The following is a 19,692-nucleotide window of genomic DNA, read 5'->3' as shown; positions in this document are numbered from 1 at the left end:
TTATTTCGATGAAACTCCAACTTGTGAATAAGACAGGAAACCTACGTTTACAAATAGATATGTTCAAGTTCTAAAAGTGATTAGCTTTGCTACAGAAGTGATCGGCTTTGGCCTAAAAGTGCTCGGCTTTGTTCCAAAAGTGCTCGGCTTCTGCCTAAAAGTGCTCGGCTTCGCTCTAAAAGTTCGGCTTTGCTTCAAAAGTGATCGGCTTCGCTTCAAAAGTGCTCGGCTTCGCTTCAAAAGTGCTCGGCTTCGACCTAAAAGTGCTCCGCTTCACTCAAAAACCGCTCGGCTTCGGCCTAAAAGTGATCGGCTTCGACCTAAAACCTCGGTTTCGCTTCAAAAGTGCTCGGCTTCGGCCTAAAAGTGCTCCGCCTCGCTCCTAAAGTAATCGGCTCCAACCTAACGTTAGATAATATTTGAATAACATAATTTTACACTTAAATTACCTCTTTTTGAGAATAGGCCCTTAATTCCGACTACAATGAGTTGAACTCTTTTTTTCATTAGTTGAAAAGAGTATAATGTAACGTGGAAATAATCAAATTTTCTATGGGGGGCAATACTAAATGAATATCCAAACTTTGGAGAAAAGTCTTTACGATTTAATTACTCAAACATCTACGAATCTACCTAAAGACGTACGTCGTGCAATTAAGAAAGCTAAAGAAGCTGAAAATGCTGGTACTCGTGCTGCAATGAGCTTAGACACAATCTCAACTAATATTATTATGGCAGAAGATAATGTATCACCTATCTGTCAAGATACTGGTCTACCAACATTCAAAATTTATACTCCTGTTGGTGTAAACCAATTAGAAATTAAAGAAGCTATTAAAAAAGCTATTAACGATACATCTGCTGATGCAAAATTACGTCCAAATGCGGTTGATTCATTAACGGGCGCAAACAGCGGTAATAACCTTGGTGAAGGTCTACCTGTTATGAAATTCGAGCAATGGGAAAAAGACTACATCACAATTAAGTTAATCCTTAAAGGTGGCGGCTGTGAAAACAAAAACATTCAATACAGCCTACCATGTGAGCTTGAAGGTCTTGGCCGCGCTGGTCGTGATTTAGATGGTATCCGTAAATGTATCCTTCACTCAGTATACCAAGCGCAAGGACAAGGCTGTTCAGCTGGTTTCATCGGTGTAGGTATCGGTGGTGACCGCTCTTCTGGTTATGACTTAGCGAAAGAACAATTATTCCGTCATGTGGAAGATACAAATCCAAATACTGATCTTGCTAAATTAGAAGAGTATGTAGTAAAAACTGCTAACACATTTGGTATCGGTACAATGGGCTTCGGTGGTGAAGCAACATTACTTGGTTGTAAAATTGGTGTTATGCACCGTATCCCTGCATCATTCTACGTATCAGTAGCATATAACTGTTGGGCATACCGTCGTATGGCTGTGGACATTGATCCTCAAACTGGCGAAATTATTAACTGGCATTACCAAGAAGGCGAAAAAATTACATTTAAAGAAGATGAAGTTGCAGCAACAACAGAAGATACTACTACAGATGTAGTGGAACTTACTGCACCAATTAGTGAAGAGCAAATTCGCGCTCTAAAAGTTGGGGACGTTGTATCGATTACTGGTCGTATGTATACTGGCCGTGACGCAATTCACCATCACTTAATGAGCCATGATGCTCCAGTTGATCTTAATGGACAAGTTATTTATCACTGTGGCCCTGTAATGGCAAAAGATGAGGAAGGCAACTGGACAGTAAAAGCAGCTGGTCCAACTACTTCTATTCGTGAGGAGCCATACCAAGGTGACATTATGAAAAAATTCGGTATCCGCGCTGTAATCGGCAAAGGCGGTATGGGACCAAAAACACTTGCTGCATTAGAAGAACATGGTGGCGTTTACTTAAACGCAATCGGTGGTGCTGCACAATACTACGCAGATTGCATTAAAGGTGTAGATGGTGTTGATCTAATGGAATTTGGTGTTCCAGAAGCGATGTGGCACTTAAACGTTGAGAAGTTCACAGCTGTTGTAACAATGGACTCTCACGGTAACTCTCTACACGCAGACGTAGACAAATCATCATTAGAAAAACTTGCGCTACACGCAGAAAGAGTTTTCTAATAAAGAAAAATAACTTTTATAAAGAGTTACTTTGAATAGCAGTAATGTTTATTTTAGCTGTGGCGTAAGCGAAGCGGCAGCCACACCGCAGAACGAGTATTCTAATATTTTAAGACTAGTAGTAGTCTTTTAGCTGTGGCGTAAGCATAGCGGCAGCCACAATAACGAGTTTATAATTAAATAATTTATGGCTCATCACCAAAAGTTGGGTATGACATTTGTTAAAACGTATGTCAGTTGATTGTAGTGAAGACTGGACGCCTCCAGGAAAGCGCCCAGCCGGAACGGAAATCAACTCTCTTTACGGTGATGAGCCTGCACAAATTTGAAAAGCACAGAATATTCCTATGAATAACTGTGCTTTTTCTTATGTTCAAAATTAATTCAAAAATCCTCATAATCGCCGCAATCTCAATCCTGGACTGCTTTTATTCCCTTTCTTTAACAATCCCTTCAAATTTCTTACTTTCTTTTTCCAAAAACCTTTGTTATAATAATTCTAAATTAGAAAGGAGCTAATTGAAATCTATTTTCAATTCGATATTGTTTATATATACTGATTTATAAAGGTTTTGATATTGATTTTCATTATCAGGAGGGATAAGAGTGGAACAATCTAAACGAGAAAATTTTAATTTAATTGAGAAAATGAAGGAGCACGCTGAATTAATCGCAGCCCTTATAGCAGGTTTGTTTATTTTACTTGCATGGCGTTTAGATACTAGCGGGCAAACAACAGCTTCTATTATTTTATATATTGTTGCATTTTGTGTTGGTGGATTCGCTAAAGCAAAAGAGGGCATCGAAGAAACCATTGAAAATAAAGAGCTTAATGTTGAACTATTAATGGTATTAGCTGCAATTGGTTCAGCTGCAATCGGTTATTGGACGGAGGGCGCAATTCTTATTTTCATTTTTGCTGTAAGTGGCGCTCTTGAAACATACGCAATGAATAAAAGTCATCGTGAAATTTCTGCACTCATGAACTTACAACCCGAAGAGGCTTGGCTTGTTCGTGGTAACTTCGAACCAATGAAAGTTTCGGTCTCTACATTACAAATTGGAGATCACCTGCTCGTAAAACCTGGTGAGCGTGTACCAGCAGACGGCGTGATCTTTAAAGGACAGTCTTCTATCGATGAATCTGCTATTAGTGGTGAGCCCCTTCCAGTGGCAAAACGTGAAGGCGACGAGGTATTTGCAGGTACAGTGAACTTAAATGGTGCCATTACGATGGAAATGACAAAACCAAATTCTGAGACACTATTCCAAAAAATTATCCAGCTTGTACAAAGTGCTCAGAGTGAGAAATCTCCATCTCAACAGTTTATAGAAAAATTCGAAGGTACTTATGTGAAGATTGCGCTACTTACCGTTGCCCTTATGATGTTTCTACCTCACTTTGTACTCGGTTGGGACTGGACAACAACTTTCTATCGAGCAATGGTACTCCTAGTAGTTGCTTCTCCATGTGCACTTGTTGCATCCATTATGCCAGCAACTCTTGCAGCCATTTCAAATGGTGCAAAACACGGTGTGCTATTCAAAGGAGGCCTACATTTAGAGCATCTAGGTGCATTACGTGCACTAGCGGTAGATAAAACAGGTACTTTAACACAAGGAAAACCAACCGTTACTGATTTTATTGTTCGAGAAGGATTAGACCGTGAAAATACAATGGCAATCCTTGCAGGTATTGAAGCACAATCAAACCATCCACTTGCTCAAGCAATTACTTTATTCGCAAGAAAAGAAGGTATCACACAGTTTGCTCAAGCCACTATAGAAGATATCCCAGGTTGGGGTATCAAAGGTTACGTTAATGAAGTCGAATATCTTGTTGGTAAACCAGACTTTGTTGGTCTAGATGAGGCAAATGAATTTGCAAATGGTGCAGCAGAAAACCTTGCCTCAGAAGGGAAAAGTGTTATTTTTATTCGTGACAAAGATGGCATTGCCGCATTGGCAGCTTTAAAGGATACCGTTCGCAGTGAAGCAAAAAAAGCAGTATCATTACTAAAAGAGCTAGGTATTGATGTGATCATGCTAACGGGCGACAACGAGAAAACAGCAAAGGCAATTGCTAAGGAAGCAGGCGTGACAGAATACGTTGCAGAATGTCTCCCTGAAACAAAAGTGACTGAGATGAAACGACTTCTTTCTGAACATAAGTTTGTAGGGATGGTCGGTGACGGCATTAATGATGCACCCGCTTTAGCAACTGCAACTACCGGAATTGCTATGGGAGAAGGAACAGATGTTGCTTTAGAAACAGCAGATGTCGTTTTAATGAAAAATGACTTATCAAAAATTGCCTATGCAGTACGTTTATCACGTAAAATGCAACGCATCATCAAACAAAACATCTCCTTCTCTATCGGCGTTATCGTTTTATTAATTGCCTCTAACTTCTTACAAGTCGTCGATTTACCTCTAGGAGTTATTGGACATGAAGGAAGCACTATTTTAGTTATTTTAAATGGCTTACGTATGCTTAATAAAAACGTCTAAAAACAAACAGCCTCGTATCATAAAACGTGATAGCGAGGCTGTTCTTTTCAATAATCCTAACGGTTTGTTAGCGTTTCCTGCTTCATAAGTTCTTTTTGCAATACTTTTTTCTGCATCGTCGCATTTAAAATGCCACCAAAAATTAAAATAATCCCCGTGAAATATAGCCAAAGCATTAAAATAATAACGCCACCAATACTGCCATATGTAGCGGAATAATTCGCGAAATTATTAATATAAAAAGAGAAAGCATATGTTACTGCCACCCAGGCAAGAGTTGAAAACAATGCCCCTGGCCAAACTCCCATTAACTTCAAACGAGGATTTGTATTCGGAACAATTCCATATATCCCCATTAAAACTATAAAAATAAGTAGAGGTGGTATCGACCAGCGCATTCTATACCAGATTATTTCAAATTGTTCCTCAATGCCAACAATTGAAAATAAGAAATGCCCCACTTGTTGCCCAAAAACCGGTAAAAGTAGAACGACAGCAATAACAACGACAAATGCTAAGGTGAAAACAAGGGATAACCCTCGATCTAATAGACTCCCCTTAGTTTCAGTATCATAGGCCTTATTCAAGGCTCTAATCAATGCATTAATTCCTTTGGAGGCAGACCAAATTGTTCCAAGCACCCCGATAGATAATAAACTACTATTACGAATTGTTAAAATTTCATCTAATGTATTTTTTATAAGCCTATATACCTCGTCCGGCATTATATTCACTAGAAATGAATACACTTGCGTCGTCTCTAAATTCAAATAAGGTAGTAATGTGACTAGAAATATTAGAAGCGGGAAAAAAGATAGTAAAAAGAAATAAGCCAATTGCGCTGCAAGAGCTGATATTTCCACTCGCTTTAAGCGTAGCATTAAATCTTGCATAAAGCCCCTTGATGTCATCACATCTACAGTGTCTTCGTCTGGTGAGACAAATGATTTCACCAGACCGACAGCTGTATGTATCGATGCTTTTTTCTCCTCCATACAAATTTCCTCCTGTACGACAACTATTCTTTATCTGGTAAAGAAAAGGCCGATTTTGTATCATTAATCATGCCTTCAATTGTGGAAGGTAATTCTTTAAATTCATCCACTTTTTCAACAATTGTGTTGACATTTTCTGATACGCTTTCACACAGCACTTTAGCGGACAATACTTTTTCCTCAACTAGTACTTGTAATTCATCTCGATTGGCTGCATAATACGATATTGCTTCTTTCATCTTTTTCGTTGTAGCTATTGTTTTCTCACGCGTTGCACGATCAAACATGCTTAATGCAGCACCAACTGTGGCACCAACTACGATAGATGCTAATAATTTACTTCGTCCCATATTAAATACCCCCTGCTTGGTAAATGTATATTCCTTTAAGATAATTAAGATTCATCTCCAAAAGTTAGGGATGATTTTGTTAAAACGTATGCCATAAATAAGTTGATTGGAGTGGAGACTGGGCGACTCCTTGGGGATCAGCGTCACAGATGAGACCCTGGAGCGCAGCGAAGCGGCTCATCGGACGCCCCCAGGAAAGCGCCCAGTCGGAACGGAAATCAACCACACGTTATGGTGATGAACCATAATTAAACTACTTACTGCCCTTATTCTACCCAATAACAGTTTATTTTTAAAGCAATGTCGAAATACAGTGTTGACATTTTTTTTATTCAATGAAATGATATTTTCGAGGATTACGAAAGGTAGGTTTAAATAATGGATTTATCAGTACCGTCAAAAGAGAACGTTATTTATATGGTTGATCAAATGAAAGACAAGCTTCGTATGGTTAATGTTGATGCAATGAAATCGGAAAATTTCGATGAAGCTAATTACGAAGACCTAGTCTATTTATACGAAATGGTCATGAAGCGCAACACATTTAGTCCTAGTGAAATGCAAGCCATCGTTGCTGAATTAGGAGCTTTACGCAAATAAATAGGATTTTGTAAAAAAAGCTATTAGCAATGAGGCACCAAAGCCGTTTGCTAATAGCTTTTTTCTATTTTTTTGTATTCTTTACGGCAGAACCATCCTCAGTTACAAGTGGTTGTATTAACACTTCTACACGACGGTTTTTAGATCGCCCTTCTGCAGTATCATTTGGTGCAATGGCACGATTTTCACCGAAACCTTGCGTACTAAAGTTTCGACCATCTAACTTCGAGTTACTCTTCAACAGAATTTCTGCGAAGTTCACTGCCCGCAACGCTGAGAGCTGTAAGTTAGAAGAGAAGTTTGGACCAGCTGGAACATTATCCGTATGACCAGTAATAACAATACTACGTGGTGGATTAGATACCAATACATCTGCAAGCTCTTTTGCTATTGTCATGTACTCTGGTTTAATGTCTGCTTTCCCCGAATCGAACAGGATACTATCACGAATTGTAACAAGTAATCCCTCATCAGTCATCGCTGTTGCGAATTGACCTTCCATCTCATGAACAGCGATGAAATTATCAACACTATCTTTAATTTGAGCTAACTCCTGCTGATCCTTTAAATAAGCAGAGTTTTGTTGTGCTTGTTGTGGCACTTGGTCACTTTCTGCATTCGGACTTTTTATCGGTGCAGGCTGATCTAAAAAGCTTGTACCACCATCAAATACTTGATTAAACACTGCTGACATTCTCTCTAGCTTTTCTTGGTCTACTGAACTGGATGCAAATAATATAATAAATACAGCTAATAGCAGCGTTAAAATATCTGCATACGGAACTAACCAAGACTCATCAATATGATCATCATGCTTTTTTTTCTTAGCTTTCTTTGCCAAGGCCGCCCGCCCCACTTTCATGAGAAATTTGACGACGTTCTTCCATTGTTAAGTAAGAAGATAATTTTTGTTCGATAACGCGTGGAGCCTCCCCTTCTAAGACAGAAAGGATGCCTTCGATCATCATTCTTTTTTGCTTAACTTCGATAGCAGATTTACGTTTTAATTTATTCGCAAATGGATGCCATAAAACATAACCTGTAAAAATACCTAATAATGTAGCCATAAAAGCAGCTGAAATAGCATGTCCTAGCTTTTCTATGTCATTCATATCTGCTAATGCGGCGATTAACCCTACTACCGCACCAAGTACCCCTAAAGTCGGGGCATATGTACCAGCTTGTGTAAAGATCGCAGAACCACTAGCATGACGTTCTTCCATTGCTTCGACTTCTTCTGTTAGGACGTCACGAATATAGTCCGCATTCTGACCGTCAATTGCTAATGTAAGTCCATTTTTCAAAAATGGGTCTTCAATCTCTGAAGCTTTACTCTCAAGCGCTAATAGACCTTCACGGCGAGCTAAATCAGCCCATTGTGAAAACATCTTAATAATCTCAATATCATCTGCTAATTTTGTTTCTTTAAAAAGAATTTTAAATAGCTTTGGTACACGCTTTAACTCCTTCATTGGGAAGGCAATTGTTACTGCGGAAATTGTACCGAAGATGATAATTAGAATGGCGGCTGGGTTATAAAATGCACTTAAACTTACACCCTTTAGCACCATTCCTGTTAACAGCGCTACTAGCGCAAGTATTAACCCTACAATCGACGATATATCCATTCTAGAACCTCCAAATCTCCTATTTACCTTTATTTCGTCCTTTTTTTCCATTTTTTAATAAACACATAATATAGTATAAATGTATTTCACATTTTTTTCGACGAAATAAATACTTTTTATTCACTTTTCGACCATATTTGATTATATTGAATTAAGAATAATACACTAAATTGTCTTTATTCGAAAAAAGTTAAGAATTTGTTATCATCCTCGACACAAAATTACTAAAATATGCCGAACTAGCCGTAAAAATAGGTTTAAATATTCAAAAATACTAAGATATCCATATAATCTGTTCGAACTATAATTCAAAACTAATTCAGATAATTACTAAGAAATAACATAAAAATGATACAAAACAGTTTATTATCGATTCATCAGACAATACACTTTTTTCATACTCACTATAAAAACGCTCCGAAAGACTCATTTGATTTCTTCCCATATTTAATCAATTATGCCTCAGTATAATAGTGTCCAGATTGGCTTTATGCTTGCACAAAAAACTACTTTCACCATCTAAAGGCACGGAATTACCTATTTCACAGTCTTGTTTATGATTATTGGTGAAAATGCCCCTAATCAATTCGCTATAGAGAATGCTGCCTATTCTTTTTGTAGTGAGAGTCGGAAGGAAGTATCCTTTAAAGAGCTGTTGAAGAATAAACTAAACCAAAACTTAACACATGACTTTATGATTAGTTCAGAGTAACTGAGTATAGAAAACATTACTAATGATAGGTAAAAAGAACTTATTCTTCGTAATGAAAACTGGACATTTTAAGTATTTTATACCTACTAACATTAGTCTGGTTTATGCATGTTATGGATGTCATAAATTCTCCTTAGATTTTCCTAGTAACCTATTGTATAATTACTTTAGATAGTATTGTAGATTATTTAGGAGAGAGGAGATTTCATTATGTTCATTACGACTGTACTTGGCTTTTCAGCCGTTTTACTAATTTCTCTAGCATTCTTCATCCACTACCTACAAGTTGGTTTAGATTCTAAATCTTCAGTAACTGTAGATCCAATGCCAAAAGAAAAATATTAATTGCATTAAAAAACAGCTACTAAAACGTAGCTGTTTTTTATTTATTCCCAACTAATTCGGTTCGCTAAATAAATTACTAAACTCCTTTTTTTTTCAATAAAATTGCGTGAATATTGTCATTATTATTTGCATATTCAAAGTTTTGCTCTAAAATATTTCTGTAGGGAAGGGAGCAATCTTTCATGACAATGTTACAAGATATTCTTAAGTTTAATGAAGATTTCGTTCAAGAAAAAAAATATGAGCCTTTTATTACAACAAAGTATCCTGATAAACGCATCGTTGTGTTATCTTGTATGGATACTCGTCTTGTAGAGCTATTACCTAAAGCTATGGATATGCGTAATGGCGACGTAAAAATCGTTAAAAGTGCTGGGGCATTAGTTAGTCACCCTTTTGGTGCAATTATGCGTAGTTTACTTGTAGCTGTTTATGAACTACAAGCAGATGAGGTGTATGTTGTTGGACATTACGACTGCGGTATGAGTGCAGTTGACCCAGAAGCAATGCTAAATAAAATGGTTGCTAGAGGGATTAACCCTGAAACGATCAAAACGGTAGAATATTCAGGTCTCGATTTAAAAGAGTTTTTACGTGGCTTTGGCGACGTAGCAACAAGTGTAAAGAAAAGCGTCGATACAATTCGCAATCACCCGTTAATGGTTAAAGATGTGCCTGTTCATGGATTAGTAATTGATCCAAATACAGGTCGCCTTGATTTAATCATAGACGGTAGCAAACAATAGTAAGAAAGAAGCGTCTATCCTTCAAACAACGAAAGATAGACGCTTCTTTTTATTGGCCCTCTAAACGTGCATACATATAATGATCCACCCATTGACCATTAATATACAGCAGCTTTCTTAAAAGACCTTCACGCTGAAATCCAGCCTTTTCTAAAACTCGGATAGAAGGATTATTTTGTGTTGAAACATAAGCCTCTACTCGATGTAAGCCTACTTGCTCGAACGCAAATTGCACGACCATATTAACTGCTTCTGTCACGATCCCTTTTCCAATATAAATTTCATCCATCGCATAACCAACAAATGCACTGGAATACGGTAAACGTTTTACTGCATAAAGAGCAATATGCCCTATTAGATTATTTGTACCTGGCTCAAAAATACCGAAAGTAAATTCTCTCTTTGAATCCATTAAGTATAAGCTTTCTTGAATTTTTTTATATTGAGCATTAATTGTATAATATTCCGGTCGTTGTAACGGTTCGTATGTAGACCAAAAGTATTTATTGCGACTTACGAGATCAGTTAAACTTTGTGCATCTTTTTCATAAAATGTGCGAATGTAGCATTTCCCGCCCTGAATTGATACCACATTTTCACCCTTTTTCCTCAATAATCTCCAAATTTTAAGCACCATTTTCCACACTAACCTTCCGATAATTATCAACACGTTTTAATGCCTGAGTTCATTTTATCAATGGATGAAACACCCACTGATTGAAGTTTTACTTTATCCCGCTTTAACGGTCAGTAAATGGCTTTCCCAACTTTAAATTGAGATTTGTCGTCATAGTAGACGATTAACTGACCGTAAAAGCCCGATTGGTTCAACTAACAATCAGTGGATGAAACACCCACTGATTGAAGTTTTACTTTATTGTATGTAAAAAAAGATGCTGCTACAACTAAAACATTTCGTTGTTACAGCATCCTTAACATTATTTCATTTTTTGTTTTTTTTGTTTTTTAGGCTTCTCTTCTAGCAATTCAAGGCTAGATGATTCAGCATCTTCTAAATGTGCTTCGCCTAATATATTCGTTAAATGAAGGCCACGTTTTTTTGCCTCACGTTCAATATGTGCTAATGTTTCTTGCAACACCTGTACACGTGCATATTGTTTATCGTCCCCTGGTACTAGAACCCATGGCGCACTTTTCTTATCCGTCTTCTCAAACATTTCATTCGCCGCTTCTATATACTGAGGTGTTTTGTCACGATTTCGCCAGTCTTCATCTGTTAGCTTCCAAGACTTATATGGATCCAACTCGCGTTCTTTGAAACGATTAAGCTGCTCCTCATCAGATACTTGGAGCCAAAACTTAATAACAATATAATCTCCTGCTGTTAAAATCTTTTCAAAATTATTAATTTCTTCGTATGCACGAGACCACTCTTCCGTTGTTGCAAATCCTTCAATACGCTCAACTAATACACGACCATACCATGAGCGATCAAAAATAGCAATTTGACCATGCTGTGGCAACTTTCTCCAAAAGCGTTGTAAATAATTGTAGCGCAGTTCATGCGGCTGAGGTGCTGAAATTGGGTGTACGACATAGCCACGAGGATCAGCACGTTCAATTAGACGTTTAATAGCGCCACCCTTACCAGCAGCATCCATACCTTCAAATACTAAAATTAGCCCAATTTTATTGTTTAATAAAAACTGTTGAGCATTTAACATTTCATATTGGAGTACTTTTAATTTCTTTTTATACATTTTCTTATCCAGTTTAACTGATAAATCTAGATCATTTAAATTTTGAGTCATTAAAAACTTCACTCCTTACATTTGAATATTCTTATTGTACTAAAGAAATATATGACTGCCTATTCAAATGGTAAATTGTAGATATTTTTAACGAAACAACACGATACATTGTTGGAAATTTCCGTTATAATGGAAATATTGTTACAGTCCTATACTTATTTGTCTTTTCCCTATACAATTTAACACGAAGGGAGAGGAAAACATGCCTCGATTTTTTTTGATGACAATCACTTATATTGTCTCACTCATCCTAACCTTTTCATCCTATTTCATGAAAATAAACGGTCAATCTTCTTTAGAGATTTCAAATCGTTTTCCTGTAATATTTGCACCTTTTAATGTTAGTTATGTGATTTGGATTGGGGTTTACATGTTACTTGGTTATTGGTTAGTCATGAATCTAAAAAAGACAACTATGAAACAGACTGTTCTCTTTAGTAGCATTTGTATCATGCAGGCGTTAGCGATTGTTGTTTGGCATCACGAACTATATATCCTGTCAATTGTCAGTACGTTCATTTTAGTACTGTACTTATATAAATTGTACGAAACGTACCCTCTCAGCAATAATTCACTCACAGGTCGTATACCCTTCTCAATTTACTTCGCATGGGTTACATTTAGCCTGATGACAAATGTAAGCTTAACGCTAACATCTTATCAATGGAATGGTTTTGGCCTTAGTAATCCACTATGGGCAGTTATTTCACTGACACTTGGGGTAGCAATAGCGCTACATATCCGATTCCATTATTTTGATATTATCTATCCAAGTGTATTTATCTGGTCCTATATTGGGGTCGCATTACATAATGGTTTTGATGAGCTACTTGTAACGACGGCAGCCTTGTTTTTATGTGGAGTGCTACTTGTCGGTATATTATTTATTAAAAAAAATCCTGCCTACCAAAAATAAATTGGTTAGCAGGATTTTTAGCTTTTTTATTGTTCATCAAGTGAAGTTAAAATAATTGGTTTGTCTTTTGTAACGATAATTGAATGTTCAATTTGAGCAACTAATGATTTGTCTGGCGTAACGAATGTCCAACCATCACCAGATTCCACAATATGCTCCGCTTTCGCTGAGATAAATGGCTCGACTGCAAGCACCATGCCCTCTTTCATAATTGTAGAATCCCATGCATCATAATAGTTTAAAATATGATTTGGCTCATCATGTAATGAACGACCTAAACCATGACCTGTTAAGTTCATAATTACTGTTAAATCATTGGCATATGCTTCACGCTCAACAGCTTTTCCGATTTGGTTTAATTTTGATCCGGCTTTTACTTTTGTCATCGCACGGTCAAAAGCACTTTTAGCTACGCGACATAGCTTTTCTTTATCCTCATAGCCTTCACCAACGACAAATGAAATGCCCGTATCCGCAAAATAGCCATTTAATGAACCAGATACATCTATATTGACGATATCTCCGTCATTAATCACACGTTTACCTGGAATACCATGTGCAACTTCCTCATTAACACTAATACATGTGTATCCTGGGAAATCATACTCCCCTTTAGGTCCAGAAACTGCTCCTGCCTCAGCAAACATACGACCTGCAATTTCATCCAGTTCAAGTGTTGTTACACCTGGTTTTGTAGCAGCCTTCATTGCCTCACGAATTTCAGCACAAATACGGCCGATTTTTTTAAATGCTTCAATCTCTTCTTGCGTTTTTACAATCATTTTTAACGTCCCTTTCATCTAATATCTATTCATTAATATAACATAACTTTTTATACAAAAAACGCTAAACGCTTTAAATATTATATGCCATCATAAATTGTAAAGTGCTGAAAACAGGCTCATCTCCATAACGTGGGGTTGATTTCCGTTCCGGCTGGGCGCTTTGTTGCTGCCGCTTCGCTTTCGCACAGAGCAGAGCTTCCTGGGTGCGTCTGATGAGCCGCTTAGGCCTACACGATGTAGGTCACGAAGGCGTTATCACAGGACGTGATGGTTTTAGCCTTCGTTCCTCTACCTGCTCGCTCCAGGGTCTCATCTGTGACGCTGGGAGTCGCCCAGCCTCCACTCCAATCAACTTATATACATAACAAAAGGTTTAAATTACGCCATCCCTAACTAGCTAAAAAAGCAACAATTCTTCATTCAATTTAATAAAATAAAAACCCTCCACTCATGTGAAGGGCATACTAATTAGGATTTTCGTTGCATTAATTGAGGTGCTGCCGTAAATAACAAAACACCTACAATCGCTGTTAAAATCGTTGCTGGTAGCATATATGTTCCATTATAGATAATTGAATAAATCCACGCATTTTGATCGCCAGCATACTCTGCAAAAAATACAGCGCCCGCAATGGTATGTGCTGCATAACGTAAAAAGCCTGCTAATACCGTTCCTAAAATAATATAAAGCGCCATTTTCTTTTTGTTTAAATCTTTAGAAGCCTCGAGCACTGGTCGACGAACAACGGCCGCTAAACCCACTATCGTGAAGGCAACACCATAATCAAGTAATCCTTGAAGCCAATGCACAATATAGGCACCAAACATTGTTTGCATTACACCAATGAGTAAACCCGTTGTAAGACCCGGAATAATACCCCAGCGGAATGCTATTAAAATAATTGGCACCATCACTAGACTAACAGAACCTCCTTGTGCCCATACTTTAAAGGAAACCTGATCTAGCACAAGGCCTATCGCTGCGAATATCGCAATCTCCACAAGCATTAAAAGTCTTTTATTGTCCATAAAATTATTCTCTCCTTTGTTCCGATGTAGGATACAAGAGCAGGAATAGAAAACAGTTGGCAAATATGTCCCTATCTGGCATCAATAAAGATAAAAAACGATGCCAGGACAGAGCCTCACATCGTAAAAGTGTCGGTTTCTATCCACATCCCTACGCAAGTGTTAACTTACAGGTTCAAAGAGTCGAGGCATTACGTGCCCAGTCTCAGCTGACATCATCAGCTCCCCTTGTGGTCGTTACATCTTAATTTATTTGAACAACCTCATTGTACGCAAACACGGTTACGATTACAACCTCTTCCATATTATTTTTTGAATCTTTACTGTTTTTCATGCGTAAATATTAAAAAAGGAGGTACAACTATGGAGAACCAAAAAATTTTATCTGCCTTTAGTTATCTCAGTATTTTATTCGCACCCTTTATTGTGCCATTAGTCGTTTACTTTGTTGCAAAAGATAGCGACGTAAAGAGTCACTCTATTCGAGCACTAATATCACATGTAATCCCAGTCGCATTCGGAATTATATTATTTGCAGTCTTTGTCTTCTCAACATTATCATTCAGCACCAATGTTGACCTAAATTCAGATAGCAATTCTTTTCTTATCATTTGGTTTGCTTCATTCGCAATTTACATTCTCGTTTCATTAGGAGTCGTTATTTGGAATATTATTCAAGCTATTCGAGTTATCCGATAAGTTCCATTCCAACCTCACCTTGAACAGATAGTACTTAAGGAGCTGTTATTTTGTGAAAGTATCTAAAGTTGTTAAAACCGCTATAAAATTAGCACCTATCGTAATCCCGATTGTAAAAAAAGTAATAGCTGCAAAAAAAGGTACAAATCCTAACGTAACTAAAAAATAACAAAAAGGCGTATTTCCATGCAACGGAGATACGCCTCTTTGTTATTTCACTTCAAAATATGTTTGACTATGACCGTTCATTGCTTTTTCGACATGCAACACAGCGGGCATTGTAGCCTTTAACTCTGCAACGTGTGAAATGACTCCGATCATGCGTCCGGAATCTTGTAAATCAATAAGCGTATCAATCGCCTTATTTAACGCTTCTTCATCGAGAGAACCAAAGCCCTCATCAATAAACATCGTTTCAATGCGGATATTACCTTGAAAGCTTTGAATAACATCTGCCATACCAAGGGCAAGACTTAAAGACGCATTAAACTTTTCTCCCCCTGATAATGTTTTCACATCTCGTAATTGATCCGTATAGGCATCATACACATCTAGTCCAAGCCCACTTTGCTTGGCATGCTTTTCTAATCGATCTGAACGTCGGAGCTCAAATTGACCGTTGGATAAATGATAAAGCCGAACATTCGCTGCCTCTGTAATTTTATCTAAATAATTGATTTGAATATAACGCTCAAAAGACAGCTTTTTCGCATTCTGTCCATTTAACATTGCATAAAGTTCCTTCACTCGTCCCGCCTCTTTTTCAAGTAAGCGAATCTCCTGTTCGGTCTCCTCAACTTTTTCGATAAAGTCTCCGCAAGCTTTTGCAAATCCTTCGATCTGTTGCAATACTTTAAAGGCTTCCTCATATGTTACACGAAGCATTTCTAACTTTTCTTCCATTGCCGTTAGATCTTGCTTCTCTTGCCCTTTTAGATGCTTTGCTCCTTCAGCAATTTGTACTTGTAATGTGTGGATTTGCAATGCATACTCATTGCAAGCCTTCCGTAAAGCTTCTATTTGCAACACGCTACGCTTCCCAGTAGCAAATTCTTCATAGCTTTCAAAGCCTGCTTCCTTCATACTTACTGAAAATTGCTCGCGCTTTTCATCCATTTTCAACTTTAATTCTTCAAAAGCCTGTTTCGCTATTTCTACGGTCATTCTAGCATTACTTGCTGCTTCCTTAGCAGATTGCAGACTTTGCTGGCTGCTATTCCACGCAGTTTGTAATGCAACCTTTTGTGAACCTATATCAGCAATCGCCTGCTTCAATGCTTGTAGTGTCGTAAGATTTTCTGGAATATGCTTTTGCTGCTCTTCCACAATCGCTTGTTGCTTAGTCAATTCCTTCGTCTTCTCAACTAAATATTGTTCTAGTTTTATGTGCTTTTCTTGTAGCTGCTCCAGTCGTGCACGATGATCCTTTTGTTTCATGCGTATATCAGATAATTGATTGCTCACTACTTTTAAGGTTGTAATTTGTTGTTCTATATTTTGTAAGGAAGCTACAATTTGTGCTTGATTCGATTGATCAATCTCATTCGTCTCTAACTGTTCTAGCGCCTCTTGTAGAAGATGCTTTGTAGAATTCAATAAAGCTTCTTTCTCTAAAAACTTGCGCTCATCAGTAGTAGCTTTTCCACGTAAAGCTTCTACTTGTGCTAATTCGATCATTTCTAATTGCTCAGAATGCGTTTCGAGATGTGTTGTACTACCGCACACTGGGCAAGGCTCTCCGTCCTTAAGTTGCTGTGCTAAAATACTTGCCTGACTCGCAATCCATTGCTGCTCCAACTTTTGAAGAGCCTGTTTACTTTTTTGATAATGGACATTAGCAGTAGCTACATCTTGCTCCGCAGTTGCAACTGCTCTCGTGTATTTTTCAACTTGCGCTAGTAATGACACTTGCTCTTTTAGCTTTGGTAGCTGTTCTAAATAACTTTCATATGGCTCAAGTTGTTTTTCATATTGATCAATTGTTTTTGCTAGTTGTTGAACTTGCATTTGTCCTGTTTCTACAATTTTACTATTATCGTCTACTGCTAGCTTTGCTGTTGCAACATATTGTTCAGCTATTTGCATTTGCTGCAGATTGTTCTCATACGCCTCGAATGTCGGTAATAATGTTTGCAACTGTAATTCCTGTTGTAGAACATGTTGACGTTCAGGTTCTTTCGCCTCTTCAACGTTAAACTTTTCCTGTGCTATCTTTAACTGAGCTTCTGCGTTTTGCTGCTCTGTCATTGCTTGCTGAAAAGATTGTTCTTTACGATTTTGCTCAGCACGTAAATCAATACATTGTTGCTCAAGTATGACAAGACGCTCCGCCTTCTCTGCTAATGCAATTTCACGTTCTTTTGCGCTATATACATCTTGTTCTTCAAGCAATGCTTGTAGGCGATTCTGACGATTAGTTTGCTCATCAAATTGCTCATTTAATGTTTTTGCCACACTATAATATTCTTGCTCTTTATGATGATGTGCATAAGCCTCTTTATAGCGCTGTTGTTCCAATTGTATACATTCCGTATAATAGGTCTGCTCCTCTTCAAGAGCCTTCTTCAGTTGATGCATATTTTCAGTATTATTAGTAATGCAAGTAAATAAAGATGACGAACGCTGTGGTAAAGCCCCTGCGATTTGACCAAGTAGATGCTCCTTTAATTGTTGAGCACGCAGTAAATCACTTTCCGCTTCTTTTCGTTTCCCATCAAGTCTTTTTGTCATCGTACCAAAGCGATCTGTTTTAAAAATTTTGCGCAAAATAACTTCTTTATTCGTAGAATCTGAGGTTAACAATTTGCGAAATTCACCTTGTGGTAGCATAACAATTTGACTAAACTGATCCTTTGTGAGGCCGATTATATCCTGTAGCTTTTTATCTACCTCAAGCGTTTGCTGCTTTTCTACAATACTATAATCAAGCGTGTCTCCTTTGATTTCAGCTAGTTCAATTTTCTTGCCAGTAACACTTTTGTTTTTTTCTTTAATATGACCTGGCTGACGTAAAATTTGATAGACTCTATCATGCATTTCAAAAACGAGCTCCACAGCCGTATAGACATCATCATCTGCAAACCCGCTTCGTAGCATAGCAGTATCCTGTCGATCTTCACCGCTACCCGCTCCGTAAAGTGCATAGCAAATAGCATCAAAAATCGTCGTTTTCCCTGCACCTGTTTTTCCGGAAATCGCAAATAGACGATGTTCACCTAACTGTTGAAAATCAATAATCTCAGTATTTTTATATGGACCGAATGCAGTAATCGTTAACTTTAAAGGCTTCATTTTACTGTCTCCCGCTCCTCATCTAATAATTCTTGCAGCATCTCTGTAAATAGACGCTCTGTATCTTGATCTGGCTGTATGCCAATTATATCTGTAAAAAATGATCGGAATAAATCGATGTCTTCTATTTTCTCTGTCTCTATCGCCTGAATTTCATGTGGTACTTCTTGACGTATTACTTTTCGCTCAACATGCATCGCATGAGGAAATACTGTACGAATACGTTCCATCGGCGAAGTTACTGACGTAGTATCTGTTAAGCGTACAAATACATAATCATCACTTGGTGGTAATTGCAATAAATCATCCATTAAGCCCTCTACCACACGTAAATCTCGTCTCGCTATAAGCTTTCGTTTTGTGACAGTGATTTCTCCCTGTGCATCTAGCTCCACTATTAAAAAGCCCTTCTCATGTAAGTGCTCCGATAATGAATACTTCAATGGAGAGCCAGCATATCGAATCGTTTCATTCAACACAAAATGCGCTTTATGCAAATGTCCAAGTGCTGTGTAATTAAAAGCCTTAAACAACGCTGCATTTATGCAATCCGAGCCTCCTATCGATAAAGGTCGCTCAGAATCACTCGTATTCGCTTCCTCTTCTCCATACTTCGTCACAAAGGCATGTCCAACAAAAACATTACGCTTCGTCGTATCTAAACTTTGCCCAATATGTTCGATAATTTTTTCCATCGCCTCTTGATGAGATCGAATAGAATCATCCTCTAAAATAGTCCGAACTGAAGCCGGCTCTGCATAAGGTACGAGGTGAAAATGTACTTCACCATACTCATCATGGAAAACTATCGGTGCATGATCTTTCGTAAATTGGCCTTTAATATGTAAGCCACTATCACTCATTAAACTACTGCCAAAGTTCAATCGACCTGCACTATCATGATTCCCAGCAACCGCTAACACAGGTATTTTTTTATCAAGCACAATTTTCGCCAAAATATCATTTAGTAAATTCACTGCCTCAATAGGGGGCATCGAACGGTCATATAAATCACCTGCTATAACGATAACATCCGGTTTTTCCTCATCAATGGCTAGCATAAATTGCTGTAAAATATAATGTTGATCCTCGGTCATATAGACGCCTTGTACAAGCTTCCCTAAATGCCAATCTGCTGTATGAAATATTTTCATTCTTTGCGCCTCCTGTCTATTTCATTTTATCATGCTGATGGATTGATTGTT

General features: G+C 37.8%; 17 protein-coding genes and 1 riboswitch. Of the genes, 7 read left to right on the top strand and 10 right to left on the bottom strand.

Annotation, left to right across the window (positions count from 1 at the left end):
• Nucleotides 1-569 precede the first annotated feature (569 nt).
• A complete protein-coding gene (locus tag AMS59_RS07155; RefSeq protein WP_053483061.1) occupies nt 570-2,108 on the top strand; it encodes a fumarate hydratase in 1,539 nt (512 codons plus the stop codon).
• 606 nt (nt 2,109-2,714) lie between these two features.
• Nucleotides 2,715-4,619, top strand: a complete 1,905-nt coding sequence (locus AMS59_RS07150) for a heavy metal translocating P-type ATPase (protein ID WP_082337421.1) — start codon at nt 2,715-2,717, stop codon at nt 4,617-4,619.
• A 56-nt stretch (nt 4,620-4,675) separates the two neighbouring features.
• Here the strand turns inward: AMS59_RS07150 and AMS59_RS07145 are convergent, their stop codons facing one another.
• Nucleotides 4,676-5,614, bottom strand: a complete 939-nt coding sequence (locus AMS59_RS07145; RefSeq protein ID WP_053483060.1) for a YihY/virulence factor BrkB family protein — start codon at nt 5,612-5,614, stop codon at nt 4,676-4,678.
• Between the two features lie 23 nt (nt 5,615-5,637).
• Nucleotides 5,638-5,964 (bottom strand): hypothetical protein, encoded by a 327-nt coding sequence (locus AMS59_RS07140; protein WP_053483059.1) that lies wholly within the window; start codon nt 5,962-5,964, stop codon nt 5,638-5,640.
• 378 nt (nt 5,965-6,342) lie between these two features.
• Between AMS59_RS07140 and AMS59_RS07135 the strand changes: the two genes are divergently transcribed.
• Nucleotides 6,343-6,564 carry a DUF1128 domain-containing protein gene (locus AMS59_RS07135; protein ID WP_053483058.1) on the top strand — a complete coding sequence of 74 codons (222 nt, stop codon included), beginning with the start codon at nt 6,343-6,345 and terminating at the stop codon, nt 6,562-6,564.
• Nucleotides 6,565-6,628: 64 nt separating this feature from the next.
• Here the strand turns inward: AMS59_RS07135 and motB are convergent, their stop codons facing one another.
• Together motB and motA are read right to left on the bottom strand one after the other, a co-directional pair.
• Nucleotides 6,629-7,405, bottom strand: coding sequence for a flagellar motor protein MotB (gene motB / locus AMS59_RS07130; RefSeq protein ID WP_053483057.1), 777 nt, complete (start codon nt 7,403-7,405; stop codon nt 6,629-6,631).
• Nucleotides 7,389-8,192: a flagellar motor stator protein MotA gene (motA, locus tag AMS59_RS07125; RefSeq protein WP_053483056.1), complete on the bottom strand. Its 804-nt coding sequence runs from the start codon at nt 8,190-8,192 to the stop codon at nt 7,389-7,391. Before motA ends, motB begins: the two co-directional genes overlap by 17 nt.
• Before the next feature lie 922 nt (nt 8,193-9,114).
• On the opposite strand from motA, the gene AMS59_RS26625 reads away from it, so the two are divergent.
• Entirely contained in the window at nt 9,115-9,249 is a 135-nt protein-coding gene (locus tag AMS59_RS26625; RefSeq protein ID WP_255350001.1) for a hypothetical protein, read from the top strand.
• 182 nt (nt 9,250-9,431) lie between these two features.
• Nucleotides 9,432-9,995: a carbonic anhydrase gene (locus AMS59_RS07120; protein WP_053483055.1), complete on the top strand. Its 564-nt coding sequence runs from the start codon at nt 9,432-9,434 to the stop codon at nt 9,993-9,995.
• Between the two features lie 49 nt (nt 9,996-10,044).
• Here the strand turns inward: AMS59_RS07120 and AMS59_RS07115 are convergent, their stop codons facing one another.
• Nucleotides 10,045-10,632, bottom strand: coding sequence for a GNAT family N-acetyltransferase (locus tag AMS59_RS07115; RefSeq protein ID WP_053483054.1), 588 nt, complete (start codon nt 10,630-10,632; stop codon nt 10,045-10,047).
• Between the two features lie 301 nt (nt 10,633-10,933).
• Entirely contained in the window at nt 10,934-11,767 is an 834-nt protein-coding gene (locus AMS59_RS07110) for a polyphosphate kinase 2 family protein (protein ID WP_053483053.1), read from the bottom strand.
• Nucleotides 11,768-11,969: 202 nt separating this feature from the next.
• Here AMS59_RS07110 and AMS59_RS07105 point away from each other — a divergent pair, with 202 nt between their 5' ends.
• Nucleotides 11,970-12,683: a hypothetical protein gene (locus AMS59_RS07105; protein ID WP_053483052.1), complete on the top strand. Its 714-nt coding sequence runs from the start codon at nt 11,970-11,972 to the stop codon at nt 12,681-12,683.
• 26 nt (nt 12,684-12,709) lie between these two features.
• Here AMS59_RS07105 and map read toward each other — a convergent pair whose 3' ends face one another.
• Together map and thiT are read right to left on the bottom strand one after the other, a co-directional pair.
• The gene (gene map, locus AMS59_RS07100) at nt 12,710-13,465 is read right to left on the bottom strand and encodes a type I methionyl aminopeptidase (protein ID WP_053483051.1); all 756 of its coding nucleotides are present in this window, start codon (nt 13,463-13,465) and stop codon (nt 12,710-12,712) included.
• A gap of 471 nt (nt 13,466-13,936) precedes the next feature.
• Complete coding sequence (thiT, locus tag AMS59_RS07095; protein ID WP_053483050.1) at nt 13,937-14,497, bottom strand: energy-coupled thiamine transporter ThiT; 561 nt, start codon at nt 14,495-14,497, stop codon at nt 13,937-13,939.
• 131 nt (nt 14,498-14,628) lie between these two features.
• Nucleotides 14,629-14,736: riboswitch (TPP riboswitch) on the bottom strand.
• 124 nt (nt 14,737-14,860) lie between these two features.
• Here thiT and AMS59_RS07090 point away from each other — a divergent pair.
• Complete coding sequence (locus AMS59_RS07090; RefSeq protein ID WP_053483049.1) at nt 14,861-15,196, top strand: DUF4870 domain-containing protein; 336 nt, start codon at nt 14,861-14,863, stop codon at nt 15,194-15,196.
• A gap of 210 nt (nt 15,197-15,406) precedes the next feature.
• Here AMS59_RS07090 and AMS59_RS07085 read toward each other — a convergent pair whose 3' ends face one another.
• Both AMS59_RS07085 and AMS59_RS07080 read right to left on the bottom strand, forming a co-directional pair.
• A complete protein-coding gene (locus AMS59_RS07085) occupies nt 15,407-18,487 on the bottom strand; it encodes an AAA family ATPase (protein WP_053483048.1) in 3,081 nt (1,026 codons plus the stop codon).
• Entirely contained in the window at nt 18,484-19,641 is a 1,158-nt protein-coding gene (locus tag AMS59_RS07080; RefSeq protein ID WP_053483047.1) for an exonuclease SbcCD subunit D, read from the bottom strand. Before AMS59_RS07080 ends, AMS59_RS07085 begins: the two co-directional genes overlap by 4 nt.
• Nucleotides 19,642-19,692 lie beyond the last annotated feature (51 nt).

The sequence above is a fragment of the Lysinibacillus sp. FJAT-14745 genome, assembly GCF_001275675.1.
In the GTDB taxonomy this organism is placed as follows: domain Bacteria; phylum Bacillota; class Bacilli; order Bacillales_A; family Planococcaceae; genus Lysinibacillus.
This window is presented reverse-complemented; position numbering and strand designations above follow the sequence as displayed.